Source organism: Coriobacteriia bacterium (genome assembly GCA_034370385.1).
Lineage (GTDB): Bacteria > Actinomycetota > Coriobacteriia > Anaerosomatales > PHET01 > JAXMKZ01.
The window spans coordinates 1-15,500 of record JAXMKZ010000049.1; the positions used below are offsets into that span (position 1 = coordinate 1).

The 15,500-nt window shown below is 65.6% G+C and carries 17 protein-coding genes and 1 tRNA gene; 6 read left to right on the plus strand and 12 right to left on the minus strand.

Annotated elements, in window-relative coordinates:
* The 5 genes from U1E26_09840 to U1E26_09860 all read right to left on the minus strand — a co-directional run.
* Positions 1-397: hypothetical protein (locus tag U1E26_09840; protein MDZ4169937.1), on the minus strand; the 397-nt coding region annotated here is incomplete at its 3' end.
* Positions 394-864, minus strand: a complete 471-nt coding sequence (locus U1E26_09845) for a mobile mystery protein A (GenBank protein MDZ4169938.1) — start codon at positions 862-864, stop codon at positions 394-396. The genes U1E26_09840 and U1E26_09845, both read right to left, overlap by 4 nt.
* Positions 865-1,030: 166 nt before the next feature.
* Positions 1,031-1,579: a hypothetical protein gene (locus U1E26_09850; GenBank protein ID MDZ4169939.1), complete on the minus strand. Its 549-nt coding sequence runs from the start codon at positions 1,577-1,579 to the stop codon at positions 1,031-1,033.
* A complete protein-coding gene (locus U1E26_09855) occupies positions 1,576-1,920 on the minus strand; it encodes an ArsR family transcriptional regulator (GenBank protein MDZ4169940.1) in 345 nt (114 codons plus the stop codon). The genes U1E26_09850 and U1E26_09855 overlap by 4 nt, the downstream gene beginning before the upstream one ends.
* 98 nt (positions 1,921-2,018) lie before the next feature.
* Positions 2,019-3,218 (minus strand): acetoin utilization protein AcuC, encoded by a 1,200-nt coding sequence (locus tag U1E26_09860; protein ID MDZ4169941.1) that lies wholly within the window; start codon positions 3,216-3,218, stop codon positions 2,019-2,021.
* Between the two features lie 322 nt (positions 3,219-3,540).
* Here U1E26_09860 and U1E26_09865 point away from each other — a divergent pair, with 322 nt between their 5' ends.
* Positions 3,541-5,397, plus strand: coding sequence for a 7TM diverse intracellular signaling domain-containing protein (locus U1E26_09865; protein ID MDZ4169942.1), 1,857 nt, complete (start codon positions 3,541-3,543; stop codon positions 5,395-5,397).
* Between the two features lie 61 nt (positions 5,398-5,458).
* On the opposite strand, the gene U1E26_09870 is transcribed toward U1E26_09865, so the two are convergent.
* The 5 genes from U1E26_09870 to U1E26_09890 form a co-directional block, all read right to left on the minus strand.
* Positions 5,459-6,502, minus strand: a complete 1,044-nt coding sequence (locus tag U1E26_09870; GenBank protein ID MDZ4169943.1) for a GSU2403 family nucleotidyltransferase fold protein — start codon at positions 6,500-6,502, stop codon at positions 5,459-5,461.
* 207 nt (positions 6,503-6,709) lie between these two features.
* A tRNA-Met gene (locus tag U1E26_09875) sits at positions 6,710-6,786 on the minus strand.
* Between the two features lie 129 nt (positions 6,787-6,915).
* Positions 6,916-7,176, minus strand: a complete 261-nt coding sequence (locus U1E26_09880; protein MDZ4169944.1) for a HEPN domain-containing protein — start codon at positions 7,174-7,176, stop codon at positions 6,916-6,918.
* A gap of 6 nt (positions 7,177-7,182) precedes the next feature.
* The gene (locus U1E26_09885; protein MDZ4169945.1) at positions 7,183-7,347 is read right to left on the minus strand and encodes a hypothetical protein; all 165 of its coding nucleotides are present in this window, start codon (positions 7,345-7,347) and stop codon (positions 7,183-7,185) included.
* Complete coding sequence (locus tag U1E26_09890; protein ID MDZ4169946.1) at positions 7,344-7,859, minus strand: nucleotidyltransferase domain-containing protein; 516 nt, start codon at positions 7,857-7,859, stop codon at positions 7,344-7,346. Before U1E26_09890 ends, U1E26_09885 begins: the two co-directional genes overlap by 4 nt.
* A 78-nt stretch (positions 7,860-7,937) precedes the next feature.
* On the opposite strand from U1E26_09890, the gene U1E26_09895 reads away from it, so the two are divergent.
* From U1E26_09895 to U1E26_09915, 5 genes are all read left to right on the plus strand, one after another.
* Complete coding sequence (locus U1E26_09895) at positions 7,938-8,612, plus strand: site-specific integrase (GenBank protein ID MDZ4169947.1); 675 nt, start codon at positions 7,938-7,940, stop codon at positions 8,610-8,612.
* Positions 8,613-8,673: 61 nt separating this feature from the next.
* Positions 8,674-8,907 (plus strand): AbrB/MazE/SpoVT family DNA-binding domain-containing protein, encoded by a 234-nt coding sequence (locus tag U1E26_09900; GenBank protein MDZ4169948.1) that lies wholly within the window; start codon positions 8,674-8,676, stop codon positions 8,905-8,907.
* A gap of 6 nt (positions 8,908-8,913) precedes the next feature.
* Positions 8,914-9,306: a type II toxin-antitoxin system death-on-curing family toxin gene (locus U1E26_09905; GenBank protein MDZ4169949.1), complete on the plus strand. Its 393-nt coding sequence runs from the start codon at positions 8,914-8,916 to the stop codon at positions 9,304-9,306.
* Between the two features lie 187 nt (positions 9,307-9,493).
* Positions 9,494-10,042 (plus strand): hypothetical protein, encoded by a 549-nt coding sequence (locus tag U1E26_09910; GenBank protein MDZ4169950.1) that lies wholly within the window; start codon positions 9,494-9,496, stop codon positions 10,040-10,042.
* Positions 10,039-10,926 (plus strand): hypothetical protein, encoded by an 888-nt coding sequence (locus tag U1E26_09915; GenBank protein ID MDZ4169951.1) that lies wholly within the window; start codon positions 10,039-10,041, stop codon positions 10,924-10,926. Before U1E26_09910 ends, U1E26_09915 begins: the two co-directional genes overlap by 4 nt.
* A gap of 182 nt (positions 10,927-11,108) precedes the next feature.
* Here U1E26_09915 and U1E26_09920 read toward each other — a convergent pair whose 3' ends face one another.
* Together U1E26_09920 and U1E26_09925 are read right to left on the minus strand one after the other, a co-directional pair.
* Entirely contained in the window at positions 11,109-11,390 is a 282-nt protein-coding gene (locus tag U1E26_09920) for a hypothetical protein (protein ID MDZ4169952.1), read from the minus strand.
* Between the two features lie 151 nt (positions 11,391-11,541).
* Positions 11,542-15,500: sortase (locus U1E26_09925; GenBank protein ID MDZ4169953.1), on the minus strand; the 3,959-nt coding region annotated here is incomplete at its 5' end.

A 15,500-nucleotide genomic window follows, 5' to 3' on the forward strand; every position in this document is an offset into this window, starting at 1 on the left:
CGTCCGCGGAAGTTGACCTGAAGCCGGACACCGCGTCACTCTGAGTGTACGAAGCGCCGCCTGGCGCAAGACCGTCCGGCTTGCGGCGGAACGCTGTCCGGCTTGCCGTGGAACAGGTGATCGGCTTCACCGGAATGCGCATGAACGTGCCCGCCCACTTCCAGACATCTCCGAACATCCGCTTGTGCAGCTGTCGAAGGGCCTGCTCTGAGAGTAGGGTCTCCGCGGTCCACTTCTGACCGAACGCCCAGCGCGTTGCATCAGCGATGTTCTCTTGCTCGACCTCGTTCAGCTCGGAACGATTGCTTACCGACGTCGGGATCAGCCCAACGAGCTCATCGGGCCCCAGGGGGGTCGCACCCTCTGGTTCAACCCCGAGGTCCTTCGAGCCGCTCACAGCTCATCCCAACTATCCGACCACAGGGTGCGGGAACGGATGATCTCGTCTATCTGCCTTTGGCGTGAACGCTCCGACCATTCAGCCTCCTGTGCTTCGAGCCGCATGGTCTGATCCGTGTGCCGCTGGAGATTGGCCCATATGTGCTCCGCTCTCCGCGACACCGTCCGCTCCAGGGTGTCACGAGGTACCAGCGCATATACCAGCGTGCAGTCCATTGCCTCGGCGGCTCGCCTGAGAGAGGAGAGGCGGATACCGCCCTCTCGCTCATTGGCTTCGAGCTCGCTCACGGTGGCCCCACTCACACCCATCCGCCGGCCCAATTGCGCCGCAGACAGACCGAGGGCATCGCGGATGGCACGGATCCAGCCCGCGCGCGGTGGTGCATAGGCCGATGGCGGGGGCAGCTCCTTGAATCGCTTGTCCAGCATCTGGCGAGCTCGGTCCGCCCTATCGCTCTTGTTCACAGGTTTCTCCCTGTCGTATCACCATGTCTTGACACACTATAACCTGTCATAACATGACCGTGCAACAGGCTATTACCTGCGTTATGCATGTAGCCCAACAGGCTATTACCTGATGCATATACTCAAGTTGAGAGCCCCCACCCTGGGTTGTGCACCCGACGAGCCTCTATGCCTCGGCCGCGCGCTTCACCCGCCGGATCGCCTCGGCGTCCAACCCCTCGTTCTCGGCCCACATGAGGAGCTCCTGCCAGTCCACGCGTTGGCGCCTCGCGATCATGACCGCTTGGTCCCACGCCTGGTTGTCATGCCAGTGGGTGTATGCCGCAAGCCGATCCATGATGCTCTGGGTCGGAGTAATGATCCGGAGGGGGCCGCAGGCGGTCTCCAGCGTCCACGTCTCGGCATCATCAATGGTCGTCTCGCCAAACGCCAGTGGACCGGCCGGGAACTCGATGAACCACTCCGTGCCCGGATGCTCAAACTGGCGAGCACCGACAGTCCGCGTGAACCCGAGCGGAGCCAGTGCCTCGCCAATTTCCTTGAGCCGATGCGTAGAGACGAAGTCGAGGTCATAGCTCGAGTACTCGTTGTCGCTGAAGATCGACACGGCAGCGCCGCCCGACAGAACGGCCGAGATGCTTGCGAGTTCGAGGGCCTGACTCACGATTGCGGCAAGCTCCTCCAGCGTCGTATCGGCTGAGATCGGCGCCGTCATGCCAACCCCTTCCCTGTGCGCCTCGGCCGTTGACGCTGCCGGAAGTACTTCTTGACCTCAGCATCCGGCAGCAGCCCCAACTCCGAATCCAAGAACTGCTTCAGGTTGCGCACGGTGGGATTGCGAACGTTGAACTCGAACACGCGAGTCCTGCCGACAGTCCGGCTCACCAACACGCCTTCTGCTTCGAACCTGCGCAGTTGGCGCTGTATCGCCATGACCGATACCTCGAAGGTATTCGCGATCCAAGACGCATACCCCGACCCGTAGGCCTCGATAAACAGCAGCGTCTGCACGGCCGATCGACTGCCAAGAATCGCTTCCAGGACCGGAGTCATCATCACCATCACCTTTCTACCACGATGTGTGGTTATATTACCACACTATGTATATATAACCCGTGTGGTCGAATGGGCGAACGCGATGCACGCTCTCATGGCTACCTCAGCAGCGGATGCGTCCTCAACAGCCCTGCGATGACGGCCTCAGTCCCCTTGAGCGCTTCCTCGGCCTCCTCATCGACAGGATCGGGCGTGGCCTCCATGAACGTGAGGACGCCCACGCGAGGAGCTGGCGTCCCGGCGGCAGCAGCGTGCGACGCTTGCACCCACGCCGTGGGCAAGAACGGAGGCGTGTCTGCGCCCATGAGCTCTGCCATCGCGCACGCCCATTGCCGAGGAACCGCAGAGTACGGCTCGTAGCCGCCCCCACCCGTCATCACGAGCTTGCCGTCGCACAGCTCATCGGCCAAGCGAACGATGCCGGCCACGGTGTTGGTGTAGCCCTCGACGGTGTTCTCGAGCTCGGCCAGCGGATCGTCTCGGTGCGCGTCTGCGCCGCCTTGCAGCACGATCAGGTCCGGCTGGTAGGCCCGGAGCGCCGGGGCGACGATGCGCTCGAGCACGAGTTCGTAGTCCTGTGCACCCGCTCGGATGGGCAGCGGGACGTTGAGCGCGAAACCCTCCCCTGCACCGGTGCCGATGTCGTCCACGTTTCCGGTGCCCGGGTACAGGTACACGCCTGACTCATGAACCGAGAGCGTCAGCACGTCGTCGCGGACACAGAACGCCTCCTCGACGCCGTCTCCATGGTGGGCGTCGATGTCCACGTAGGCCACGCGGACACCCGGGTACGCACGCGTCGCGTGCTGGATCGCGATTGCAGGATCGTTGTAAATGCAGAATCCCGCCGCCCGGTCCGCGTGGGCGTGATGCATTCCGCCCGCCGGCACGAACGCGCGGGTGACCGCACCGGAGAGGACCGCGTCTAGCGCGGCGATGCTCGAACCGACAACCAGCGCAGCAACGTCGTGCATACCTGCGAAGGCCGGCGTGTCGGTTCGCTCCCCGATGCCGTAGCGCGCGTCCGCAGAATCGGGGTCGAGGCCGCTCGCCTTGACCGCATCAAGGTAGTCGATCGTGTGCACGGTAAGGATAGAGTCGTCCGAAGCCGGAGTCGGCTTGATGATGGCCGCGCGCGGGACGCCGCCGGGTGCAAGACCCGCATCGCCGTCTTGGGCGAGCAGGTCCCATGCGCGCATGAGCCCGACCGCGAGCCGGAAGCGAACGGGCTTCATCGGGTGGCCCTCAGGGAACGTGTACTCCTCGAGGGCGGAGTCGTAGACCAGCGCTGCGATCATGGTCGTCCCTCCGCCGGGGTCAAGTTCACGCGTGATGGCGCCAGGATGAGTGTTGCACACGGGTCTGACATACCCGGACGGTACCGGCCCGCGGCGGCCACACCGTCAAAGGGGCCCCGCCCCGAGTCCAGCACCCTCACCCATCATGACGCCACGCCAAAAGGCGAGTATTGTACTGACGTATGGTGGGCTGGGCTCGTCGTTCCGCCCGGTCAGTCCCCGTTCGAAGCGGGATGCTCGTATGGGCCGAGGGCTGCAAAGACACACGCATGCATTTCCGTGGCTCCCGGGGTCACGGCTCTCCGTTCTAGCGGCCATGACCTTGGCAGCTCTGATCGCATGCGCGACCACGGCGGTCGCGGCTCCCGCCTCCACAGATCCGACGCCGACACTCGTCCTCACCGATCGGGACGCGCTCTACCAGCTGAAGCCGTACCTCTCGGGCTATATCGATGCGACCCGCGAGGCGACACTCGACGACATCCTGTCGCCGGACTTCGCCGGTGCGTTCGTGCCGGTCGATGAGCTCAAGCCTCAGGGCGACCCCGCACCGGTCTGGCTGCGGCTGAGGGTCACCGACGAGACCAGCAGCGCGGTGCAGTGGCTGCTGTCCTACGAGAACTACCGCATCAACGACCTCGACGTGCACACGCCCATCGGATCGACCTATCGGTCCGTGGCGACCGGGAACCGGCATCCCTATTCCAGCAGAGACGTCGAGAACCGCCTGTACGTCTTCAGGGTCTCACCCGATCCCGGGCCTCCTGAGACCATCTACCTGCGGCTCTACGACTCCTCGAGCTTCGTTCCACTGACGCCGTTGAGCATCCAGTCGGCCGAGAATCTCATGCGTTCGACTCAGACGGACTACTTCTGGTCGGGTGTGTTCTACGCTGTCGCGCTCACCGCGCTCTTCTACAGCGTCCTGTTCATGACCTCGTTGCGCGATCAGCTCACCGTGAGCTTCGCCCTGTTCATACTGAGCGTGGTGTTCCTGACAACCTCTGCGGACGGACTCGGGCATCAGTTCCTATGGCCGGAAGCGCCTGAGTTCGCGGAAGCATCGATGCTGCTCTCGGTCCTCGTGTTTGTTGCAGCACTGCTGCACTTCACCGTGGCGGCGCTCAACGTGCGCACACACCATCCGGCCTGGGCTCGCGGGGCAGGCATCCTTGTCATCGTTCTTCTGGTCATCTCGGTGGTGCGCCTGGTCTTTGGCGTGGAGAGTACGCTCCTAGCGTGGGTGGGCTCCGCGTGCCTGCTCGCAGGGCTGGTACTCCCTGTCGTCCTGGCGATCATGATGCTTCGGAGAGAGCGCGGCCCCGCGATCACCTATCTCGTGGGCTTCAGCGCCTATCTTGCGATTCTGGTGGGCGCGTTGGTCACGACCGTGCAAGCGGGTGGATCGCCGTCCGAGCACCTATCCCGGATCGCGTTCGTGTGGCTGCTCGCGGTGTTCTCGGTTGTGGTGCAGCAGCGCGTCAGCGCCGTGCGACGCGAGCGGGAGATTGCGGCCAAGCGCCTCCTGAAACAGCAGGAACAGGCCCTGCTCGCCAAGACGGAAGTCGCTCAGGTGCTTGCGACCTCGCGCGACGACCTACTCAAAGCCTACGACACCACGCTTGAGGGCTGGGCGCGCCTGCTTGAGACGCGCGACAAGGAGACCGAGGGCCACTGCCGCAACGTCACCGATCTCACCGTTCGCTTCGCCGAGGCGCTCGGGGTGGAGCACGAGCAGCTGCTCGACATTCGACGCGGGGCCCTCCTGCACGACATCGGCAAGATCGCCGTCCCCGACAGCATCCTCCTCAAGCCCGGGCCGCTCGACGACGACGAGTGGGAGACCATGCGACAGCACCCTCTTTACGCGAAGTCGGCGCTGGAGGGCATCCCGTTTCTGGAGGACGCCGCCGTCATACCGACGCATCACCACGAGCGCTGGGACGGCAGCGGCTACCCCTTCGGTCTGGCCGGCGAGCAGATTCCGTATGCCGCCCGCATCTTCGCGATTGTCGACAACTGGGACGCGTTGACCTCGGACCGCCCCTACCGCAAAGCCTGGCCGGCTGAGAAGGTCGCCCGGCACCTCACTGAGAACGCCGGCGTGATGTTCGACCCGGAGATGGTGCCGGTCTTCGTTGGGCTGGTGCGCGCCTCGGACGAGGGCGATACGGCCTAGGAGCGGCTGGACGCGCCTAGGCAACGCCAAGAGGCCAGAAGCGACCCTGTGACCAGGTCGTCTATCCGGCGAGATCTCGAACGCTTTGTGCTGCGACCGGCGAAATGCGATCAAGCGCGGAGATGGACTTTGCCACCCGGTTCGTCCACGACTTCCCCCGGACGACGAGTGCCTCCCAAGCAATAACGAGATCCCCCGGCCGATCTTCGCACATCACCTCAAGTATCTGCGCTGCCTGCGAGAGGTCCTTCTCCCGCTTTGGCTGCATCGCAGCAGGACGCTCCCCTGCGATCATCAGCTTGTGGAGAGCGAACCGCGCCGCATCCGGCACGTTCACCGCAACGACCCCGCCATCAACTACAGCAGCCCTCACGGAGGAGTCGATGAGATAGTCCAGGAATCTCAGAGGCTGCGCTGCGGCAGCGAACCTCGGCATGCGAACCGGACGCGATTGGATTCGCGCCGATGGCGTCAGAAGGTCCACCCGCAGACTTTGCCCCCGCACCTTGAACGAGGTGGTCGGGCTCTTTGGGTCAAGACCGGGAACCGGCAGGAACCCCATCTCGAGGCTATCCAGGGTTGAAGGCAAGTCCGCACTTATGCCCGGAACCGCGATGTCGAGCGTGCGATCAGCGGCGATGTCAACATCCTGAGTCCTCAGCGAGGTGGCCCAGCGGACCCCGAGGAGGTTGCCAAGAACGATGAACGCATGAGTGCCGACAAGTACCCCACCCGAGTGGAACACGCCTGCGTCCGCAAGCGCACGAAGCACTCGAGCCGAGGGCGCATCGGTGACCATCGCGCCACCTGCGCGTAGCAGAGCCGCCAACCGCTCGATCGATCGTTGGTCAGCGGCGATGTTGACTCGCCCCTCGGCGAACCGATCGGCCAACTCGTCAAGCGCGGCATCCCGACGGCCCAGATAGGTCTGGCGCTTTGACCCACCAGGCCCAACGCTCTGGAAGTAGCAGTATTCCTGGCCTTTCACCATCTTCGTCACGAAGGAGCCCGCGGTGTGTCCGATCGTGCGTGAGGCCTCATAGACAGCAATCTGTTCAAGCAGCTCGGCATAGATTGTCTGGACTTCGAGCGGTTGTCGCTGCACTGGCGCACCCCCTTGTAGTTATACGCACAATACTGCGCTGCTGCGTATAACACAAGTCGAGCACGCCCCCGCCGCAGGGAGTCGCCGCCCTTTCGGAGTGGCAAGAGCTGAGCTCGTTCGCGCCATGGCTTTCGGTGAATCCTTCGCGGAGAACCCGAAGAACGCAAACAGGCCAGAAGCGATTGCGCCTCTGACCTGCGGTTTTGTTGGTCGCGGGGACCGGATTTGAACCGATGACCTTCGGGTTATGAGCCCGACGAGCTACCAGACTGCTCCACCCCGCACTGTTTCTATTCGCCGCGAACGGCGGACGCAGAGAGTACCACACCCCGTTTGCGCTCCGCAACAACGGCGTGGTGCGCGGCCGGACAACCCTCAGCGCCTTGGCAACCCCGTCGGGGATCAGGTCGACCTCAGACCCCATCCTTTGTCTGCTGTTCGACGAACGTGACGAACCTGCGGGCGAAGGTCAGCGCAGCCTGGGCGGCTTCGTCCGAGAACTCGGCGCGGTAGTCTGCGTTCTCACGCAGGACTCTTGCGCGCTCGATTCCGCGCGCCAACTCAACGCCCTCGCGATTCGCACCGTACAGCTCGCGGAATGCAACGAGCAAACAGTAGTGGCTCTTCTCTACGTAGCCCTTGGCCAGAATCGCCGCCCGAGCGGCATGGAACATCGCGTATTACGCGGTTACGGTTGTGCGCTTGGGCATCTGGTTTGCGGCGAGGAACTCAGCATCTGCCAAGTCCTCTCGTGCGGCGCGCAGCTCCGCCTCCACGACATCGCGTCCGGCGCTCTCAAACTGCTTCAGCGTACCGCGATTCAGACACTTGTCGAACTCGCTCATCGTCGCTCCCACACGGTGATGCCGTGCGCGACCTCGGATGCATACGTGCCCCCTTCGGCAATGAGCCTCATATGCTCGTCCGAGGTCATCACGACTGGTTGAAGCCACTGATACTGCGCGAGTTCATCGAGAACCGCATCGGCGTCGTCGGCAACCACGAGCACATCGACGTCGCTCCCCTCCCGGTCCTCGCCGCGCGAAGCGCTTCCATAGAGGATGGCCAGGTCGAGCCCTTCACGCACCGGTGCAATCACCGTTCGAACCCGGCGAATAGCCCGAGCAGTCTTCAGTGTCGTGATCAGCGGATCACTCGTGTCGACCCAATAGAGCTTCGTACGTCCCACATTCCGCGACTCCACGAGCTGATCGTGGACCAGCGCGGCCAACGCTGTGTGAACGGTCGACTTCGGCAGGTCCAACAGTTCGCGGACCCGGGTCTCGGTGAACTCAGCGCCCGCGTCATCGAGCAACAGGGCGAAGACTCGATCCTGCGACGTTGGCGTCTCAGACACGTGGAAGGAGAGTTCACTCAGACTGGACATATATCCCGTTCGATTGGACATATGTGCATTCTGGCTGAACATGAGCGATTGTCAAGGCTGCACGGCAGCGATCCCGGGCCATGGTTCGACGCTCCGGCGCAAGCCGCTGACGAACGCCACATCCTCTCCCCCGCCCAGATCGAGGCGCTCCTGGCCGAGCTGCCGGACCGACACCGTCCTCTCGTCGCATTCGCGGCGTACACCGGCGTACGCGCGGGCGAGCTTCGTGCGCTGACGTGGAAGGACGTCGACTTCGAACGGCGCACCGCATGCATCGACAAGACGTACTACCGGGCGACGCTCCAGCGCTCGACCAAGACCGGCCACGATCGCACCGTGCCGCTTCCTCGCCACCTCGCCGAGATGCTCGCCGAGTGGCGCCGCGTGTGCCCGCCCTCCCCGCTCGGGCTGTGCTTCCCCGGACCGGGAGGCGGCCCGCTCGATCTGGACACGTTCAGGGCGCGGGTCTTCAAGCCCGCTGTGATCCGCGCTGGCCTGCCGCCGGACACGCGCATCCACGACCTGCGCCACACGAGCGCGTCGCTCTACCTGCAGTCCGGGGCCACGGTGCGCGAGGTCATGGAGATCCACGGGTGGCGTCAGATGCAGACCGCGCTGCGCTACCTGCACACGGGCGACTCGCTGGTCGAGGCCGCCGATCGGCTGTCGGACGCGCGCGCCCGCGCGCTGGGTAGCGATGCCACGCAACGTAGGGTGTCGTAGCCCCGTGGTATACTTGTCGTATATCCATCAGATTGACGGCGTCTGTGTTCGGAGGTTCGCCATGATCAAGAAGTTGGTCCGCCACGGCAACAGCCGCGCGCTCATCATCGACAAGCCGATCCTCGAGCTCCTCGGCGCGGGCGAGGACGCGGAGTTCACGATCACCACCGACGGCCGCTCGCTGACGATCACGCCCGTGCACTCCGACGAGGAGGAGCGACGGCTCGCGTTCGAGTACGCGGCGGAGGATGCGCTCCGGAGCTACGGGTCCACGTTCGAGCGACTCGCGAAATAGGCCGACATGGATGAGCCGCGCTTTCTGACGGTGGACGAGGTAGTGCACCTGCACACCCTCCAGCTCGATCGGTTCGGCGGGCTGGATGGGCTGCGCGACCCCGGCCTGCTTGAATCCGCAGTGGCGATGCCGCAGGCAGGCTTCGGGGGACACTTCGTTCACGAGGACGTCCACGAGATGGCTGCCGCGTACCTGTTCCACCTCGTGAAGAACCACCCGTTCATCGACGGCAACAGGCGCGTCGGCTTCCACGCGGCGTACGTGTTCCTCGCTCTCAACGGCTACGAACTACGGATGAGCGAGACGGCGGCTTACGACCTCGTCATCGCGACCGCCGAGGGGCGGGCGACGAAGGCCGACATCACGGCGGCGTTTCGCGAGCACGCGGTCGGCGCTTAGCGCGCGCGTCCCTCGCGGCCTCCCTCCGTCGGCTCCAGCGGCGCCCTTCGGCGCCCCCACGGCGCGTATGCAAACAGCTCGCAAGAATGCTGCAAACTTCTCGCTAACAGGGCTCTGGGGGCCCTTTGTCGGGTCTATCCTTGGGCGCCGGAACGGCATACGCACAGCCCACGGAGGCCCGCTCGCCATGACTGACATGCACCTATCCACACGCGCCGGCGTCACACTCGCCATCGTCTGCGCGCTCGCCGCGGTGGCGACGGCCTACGCGGTTCCTCGCCAGCACGTCGGGGCGAGTTCTGCCCACGCCGCCGCCTCGCCGAGCACCGAGGCCAGCCCGAATGTGGCCGCCCTCATGGCCATCGAGGCCGACGCCCACCATGAGGCCTTGGCCCCCTTCGAAGCCGAGGGCGAGACAGGCGAGGCCGTAGTCGAGGAGTCCGGCGGTCTCGAGGGGCCCGAAGGCCCCGCGGGGCTCGATGGCATCGACGGGGTCGATGGCGTTGACGGTGTGGACGGCGAGGAGGGACCCGAAGGCCCCGCGGGACCCGCGGGGACGGGTCTTGTCGAAAGCACCGAGCCGACGGGCGGCGTGGCGGTCGTGAGCCCGGACGGCACCTCGTATCGCGTCATCGTGACCGACGCTGGCATCTTCCTGCAGGGCCCCGACGGTTTCCAGGTATGGCGCGCCGGCGGCTCCGGCTTCGAGACCTTCACGGCCGAGGTGACTCAGTGATCCGCTTCGCCCGCATTGCCCTCGCCGCGACCCTGGCTGCAGGCGCGCTGTATGCGCTCACAGGCTGCACCTCCCGCGCTCAGGCTGAACCGGCCGCCTCGATCCTGGGCACCTGGTATGACGACGCGACGGGCGCCCAGTACCGCTTCATCAGCGACTCACTGGTCGTAGTGCCGTGGAAGACCCCCGGCGGCGGCAATGCGCTCGCCTACTCGCTTGACGGCGGGCGCCTCGACATCGTGTTCGGCCAAGAGCACCGCGTCAGCGTCGTCGAGGAGCTGGAATCCGAGCGCCTCGTCCTCGCCGATCCGATCACCGCGGAGCGCCAGCTCCTGCTGCGCGCAGTCGGCGACACCACCTTCGTGAGCGAGCTGGCGACTGGAGCCGAGCGTGTGCTGCGCGAGATCGGCGCGATCTCAGCCGCACCCGACATCGAGTGGGCGAGCACGATGCCCGAGGGCGACGGCACCGAGTGGACGGCGTGGTCACCCTCGACTCTCGACGCTTACGCCAGTGCGTGGGACTGGTCGCGCGCCACCTGGGCACCCGAGTTCGAGGTCGCGACATCAGGCGGCGGCGAGACGATGGGCATGTCGTTTACGCTGCTCAGGGTACCGCCCCCCGGCGAGGCAACGGGCGACGAAGCGACCGACACCGCGGAGGCCGACGCGGAGGCCGAAGCCGTGGAGCCCGAGGAGTACCTTGAGGAGCCGCCGGGACTCCCCTACATCCATGTCGGCTACTCGGCTGCGAAGAGCGACTACGCTGCCGGCACCCTCGTCTACGTCGATGGCAAGCTCCTATATCACCTGGGTGAAGGCTACGCCATACCGGTCGAGATCGACCCGGATACGCAGGGGTTCAGGCCCGTCACACACGAGTAGCAGGGAGCTTCGCCCGCTACCCGCCAGGCCGCAGGCTGGCTCCGGCTACTCGACTGCGGTCTGCAGCGTGATCACGTGCAGCTGGGCCGGCGCGAACGCTATCGCCGCGCCCATGACGACCAGAATCAGCGTCTCGCCCATCAGTTCACGCGACCCACATCACGCGCGGTGATCGGCGGCGATCAGGCTTCCCACTTCTTCTTGCCGGAGTAGCCACCGCTCGCGTACGAGCCGATGTCGAACATGATCGCCAAGCCCAGGAACAGCCAGTCAAACCAGATGATTCCGCCGGGATAGACCATGACGTAGACCAGAGTGGTCCACGGAGCGAAGATGACGCCCAGCAGCGGGATGAGGAACGTGTCAAACGTTGCAGTGATCCGATTGGGCTGGACCAGCCACCACAGCAGAAACGCAAGCCTCGGCATGCCGGTAAGGATCAGCGCGAACAGACAACAACCCATCGGTCCCCTCCTTGTGTAGTCCCCATCGGTTCGACCTCGTGGTCGCGCGGTAGTGCCGTATCTATTCTGCCCGTCATGCGTGCGGGCATCACACATCGGCCGGCTGTGCGTCCGACAATCGCCTCACCCATGCAAGTGCGACCAGAGCGAACTACTCGCCGACGGGGTACGCGGTGACGACGGTGCGCTTGTCGCCGAGGAAGCGCGGGATGCAGGTGTAAAGCGTCAGGCGGTCCTCGCCAGCGCGCATGATGACCGAGCTCTGAGTTGGCTTCACGACGGTCGTGGCGGCGACCTGGTAGCGGTACTCCTCGCCATCCCAACGCACGACGATCAGGTCACCCGCGTCGAGGCGGTGGAGCAGGCTGAACACGTCGCGGCGCCGGTGGCCGGCGAGCACCATGTTGCCCTCGGTATCCGGCGTAGCACTGCCCGCCTGGTGCCACGCACCGATAGCGAGAGCCGCCTTCTCGCGCTCCCCGATCGGCACGTCGAGGCCGAGTTCGGGGATGATGACGCGGTTGCCGGCGCCTGCGACGGCGGGCTTCTTGGCGGCGGGTGCCGCAACGGCCTTCTCGGCACCGTCGAGAGCCACGGGCGACTCGTACAGATCGATCGTATCGGTCAGGCCGAGCTGGTACGAGACCTCGTCGATGTTCGCATAGACACCGACGGTGACCGCGCTGGCGATGAGCAGCACGCCCAGCGTGGTGGCCAGCCCGCGGCGGTGAGCCTTCGCACGGGCGGCCAGCGCCGCGAAGCGGTCGCGCCAGGCAACCAGCAGCACCGCAATGCCTGCGATGAGCAGGACGAGCATCCCCAGCAGCCAGATCCAGTCGTTGTCGCCGGTGCGCGTCATCGTCGGATCGCCGACCGACTTCGTCGCCGGATCGTCGGAGGCCTTGGAGGGGGCTTCCTTGGAGCTCACGACCGCGAAGTTGCGAATCTCAGTACCGGCGGGCAACCCGGCGTTCACCGTCGAGAGGAACGTGACGGTGACCTCGCCGCCCACCGGCAGCACGCCGATGTTCCAGCGCAGGTTACGCGGGTTGGAGTCGTCGGCACCCCTGCCCGTGATGCTGCCGTTGACGTAGGTGACCTCGCGGGGCAGCTCGTCGGTGATGACGACCTCAGTCGTTTGGACGAGGCCGGTGTTGACGACGCGGATCGTCCACAGAATCTCGTCGCCCGCGTTCAGTCGCCCGCCGTTGACGTCGACGGCGGTCTTGGTGATGTCGAAGGGATCCACGGGGTGGCGAATCGTGTTCGAATCAACCGGGCCGGATTCGGTCGAGTTGAAATTGAACGTGTTGAACACGCCCGGGCGAGAGATCTCCGCCGGCCGCACCCTGACGCTGAAGGTGACGCTGCCTGCCGTGCCCGCGCGCACGGTGCCGACGTTGACGCGTACCGTGCTGCCTGAGACCGAACCGGCGTCAGCGTCAGTCGCATCGGTGAGCGAAACCGGGGCGCCCAGATAGGTCATGCCCAGCGTGCCCGCGAGGTACTGGACCTCTACCGGGATGATGTCGGTGATGACGACGTTGGTCATGTCGACGGTCGTCGTATTGGCGAACGAGAGTGTGTAGCGGATGGTATCGCCGGGCATCAGGATGGTCTCGGCGGGCGGGTTCGCCGTCTTGTTGAGCGTGGGCATCGGCCTGCCGGTCACGGCCACGAGCCTCTCGTCGTCGGTCGCCGGCGGAACCGGGCGTCCGGCGACGTCAGTGGCGCCGTCAACGGTGGCGATGTTGGTGACGCTCGCGGCCATGCTCGCGGCAACAAAGCGAACGGTGATGGTGACCGACTGGCCCGGCGCAAGGTCACCGAAGCTCGTCGTCAGGTCATCGAAGCGTATCGTCCCGCCGCCGCCCGGGTTGTTGGTCACGAGGCTCGGGGCGATCGAAGCGCCCGTGTAGGTGAGCTGCGCCGGGAACGTGTCGACCAGCGGCACTGCAGCAAGTGTCGTGTCTCCGCTGTTCGTGACGACGATGTCGTAGTTCACGGGCTCGCCCACGAGCACCGATGTGCGCTGGCCGTCGGCGATCGTCTTGGTCACCGTCAGGCCCGGCGAGACGAGCGGAATCGCCGCCGCGCCCTCGGACGGCGGCACGGGGTCGTTGTTGACGTCGACGCCAGCCGGTGCGGTGGCGCGGTTCGTGGCCGTCTTGGACGTTGACGTCGCGGTCACCGTGAAGGTGGTGTCGATGGTGCGCGAGTCACCCGGGGCGAGCGGACCGACGTTCGTCCAGCTGAGCGTCGAGCCGCCTGTGGAGTTCGGCATGATGCTCGCCGAGACGAACGCGAGGCTGGCGTCGAACGTGTCGGTCAGCGCGACGATCGGTAGCGCGGTGTCGCCCGTGTTGGTGACGACGATGCGGAAGCCGACCTGCTCGCCCACCGCCGCGGTGCCTATCTGCCACGGCGCGAGCGACTTCACGACCGACTTCGCCGGCGCGGTGACCTGCAGTGTCGCGTTGGACTGGCCGTCGGCGACCGGCGTTCCGAAGATGTCGGTGACGCCTGTCGTGCGGGCGGTGTTGGTGATGACGCCGCTGACCGGCTTGCCAATGACGTTGAAGGTGAGCGAGTAGCTGGCGCTCGCGCCCGGGCCAAGCGGCGTCGGCAGCGCGAACGTCGCAGAGCCTGCGCCTGTGGCGATCGGATTCGGATTCGCGATGGTCAGCGCGAGGTGCGCCGGATCCCAACTGTCGACGACAGAACCGGCCGTGATCGTGCTGTCACCGGTGTTGCGCGCGGTGATGACGAAGCTCGCCGTGCCGCCGACTTGGACGATCGGATCCTGGCCGCTGGCCAGCGCCTTGGTGATGCTCAGACCCGGCACGGCTGCCGACACGACCGTGACCGGCTTGCTGTCGGTGCCGGAGACCGGAATACCGAGGGTATCGGTGCCGTTGACGCTCAGGTTATTCGCCGTGGTACCCGTACCGGTCGCGGTGAAGGAGACGTTGATGGTGTGCGTAGCGCCCGGCGCGAGGCCTGTGACGGTCCACGTGGCCGAAGACGAGCCGAGCGCGGCGGGCGCCGGCGAGCCGTTGCCCCACGTGAGGAACGCGGAGTTCCAGGCATCAACGATCGTGGCGTCGATCGTCGTGGTGCCGGTGTTCTCGACGCTCAGCACGAACGCTATCGGCTGACCCTGCGTGACGGTCTGGTCGTGGCCGGGCGCGTACGCCTTCGTGACGCGGATGCCCGCGCCCGGCAGCGTGACGTTGACGTCTTCGCTGTCGGAGCTATCCGGAACCGGGTTGCCGCCGATGTCGGTGACGCCATCGGTGCGCGCGAAGTTCGTCGCGATACCGCCAGCGGGCATCGAGTCTACGCGGAGCGCGACGTCGACGCGGTAGCTGTCCCCTATACCCAGCTGCGTGGGTACGGTGAAGGTCGCCACGCCTGCGGCGGCGTCAATCGCATCAGCGGTCGGCGAGGAGCCTGCCCAGCTCAGGTGCGCGGTGTCCCACGTGTCGACGATGGCAGCCGAGGTGATGGTCGTGTTGCCTGAGTTGCGCACGGTCACCGTGAAGGTCGCGGTGTCGCCCACGAGCACGTTCGCACTCTGGCCGGTGGCAAGCGTCTTGGTCAGCGTCAGTTGCGGAGTGGCCGCGAAGACCTCAACGTCGGCGGTGCCGGTGGTCGAGGTCGTCGTGATTGAGTACGCCGAGTTGAAGTGCGTACCCGGAGTCAGCGCGGTGAGCGTGAGGTCGATGGTGCGGATGTCGCTCGGGTCGAGAGTGCCCAGCGCCCACACTGCTGTGTCACCGATCTGCGGCGAGGTGGGTGTCGGGCTCGAGTCGACGAACGCGAAGGCGCCCGCTGTCCAGGAGTCCTCGATGGTGACAGGCAGGCTGGTCGCGGTGCCCGAGTTCTCGACGGTGATACGCCATGTGACGGGGCTGCCCACGGTCGTGGTGGCCGCGGAGGTGCGGACCTTGGTGACGCGGATGTCAGCGGCGGTCGGAGGGACGACGGCCGCCGTCACGGTGGCGGCCGCGCTTCTCGTGAGGTCGGTGGTGCCGAAGGTGGCCGTGGCCTCCACGGTGTTGGTGATCTCACCGGCGTTCAAGTCCGACTGCGTCGTCGTGTAGCCGG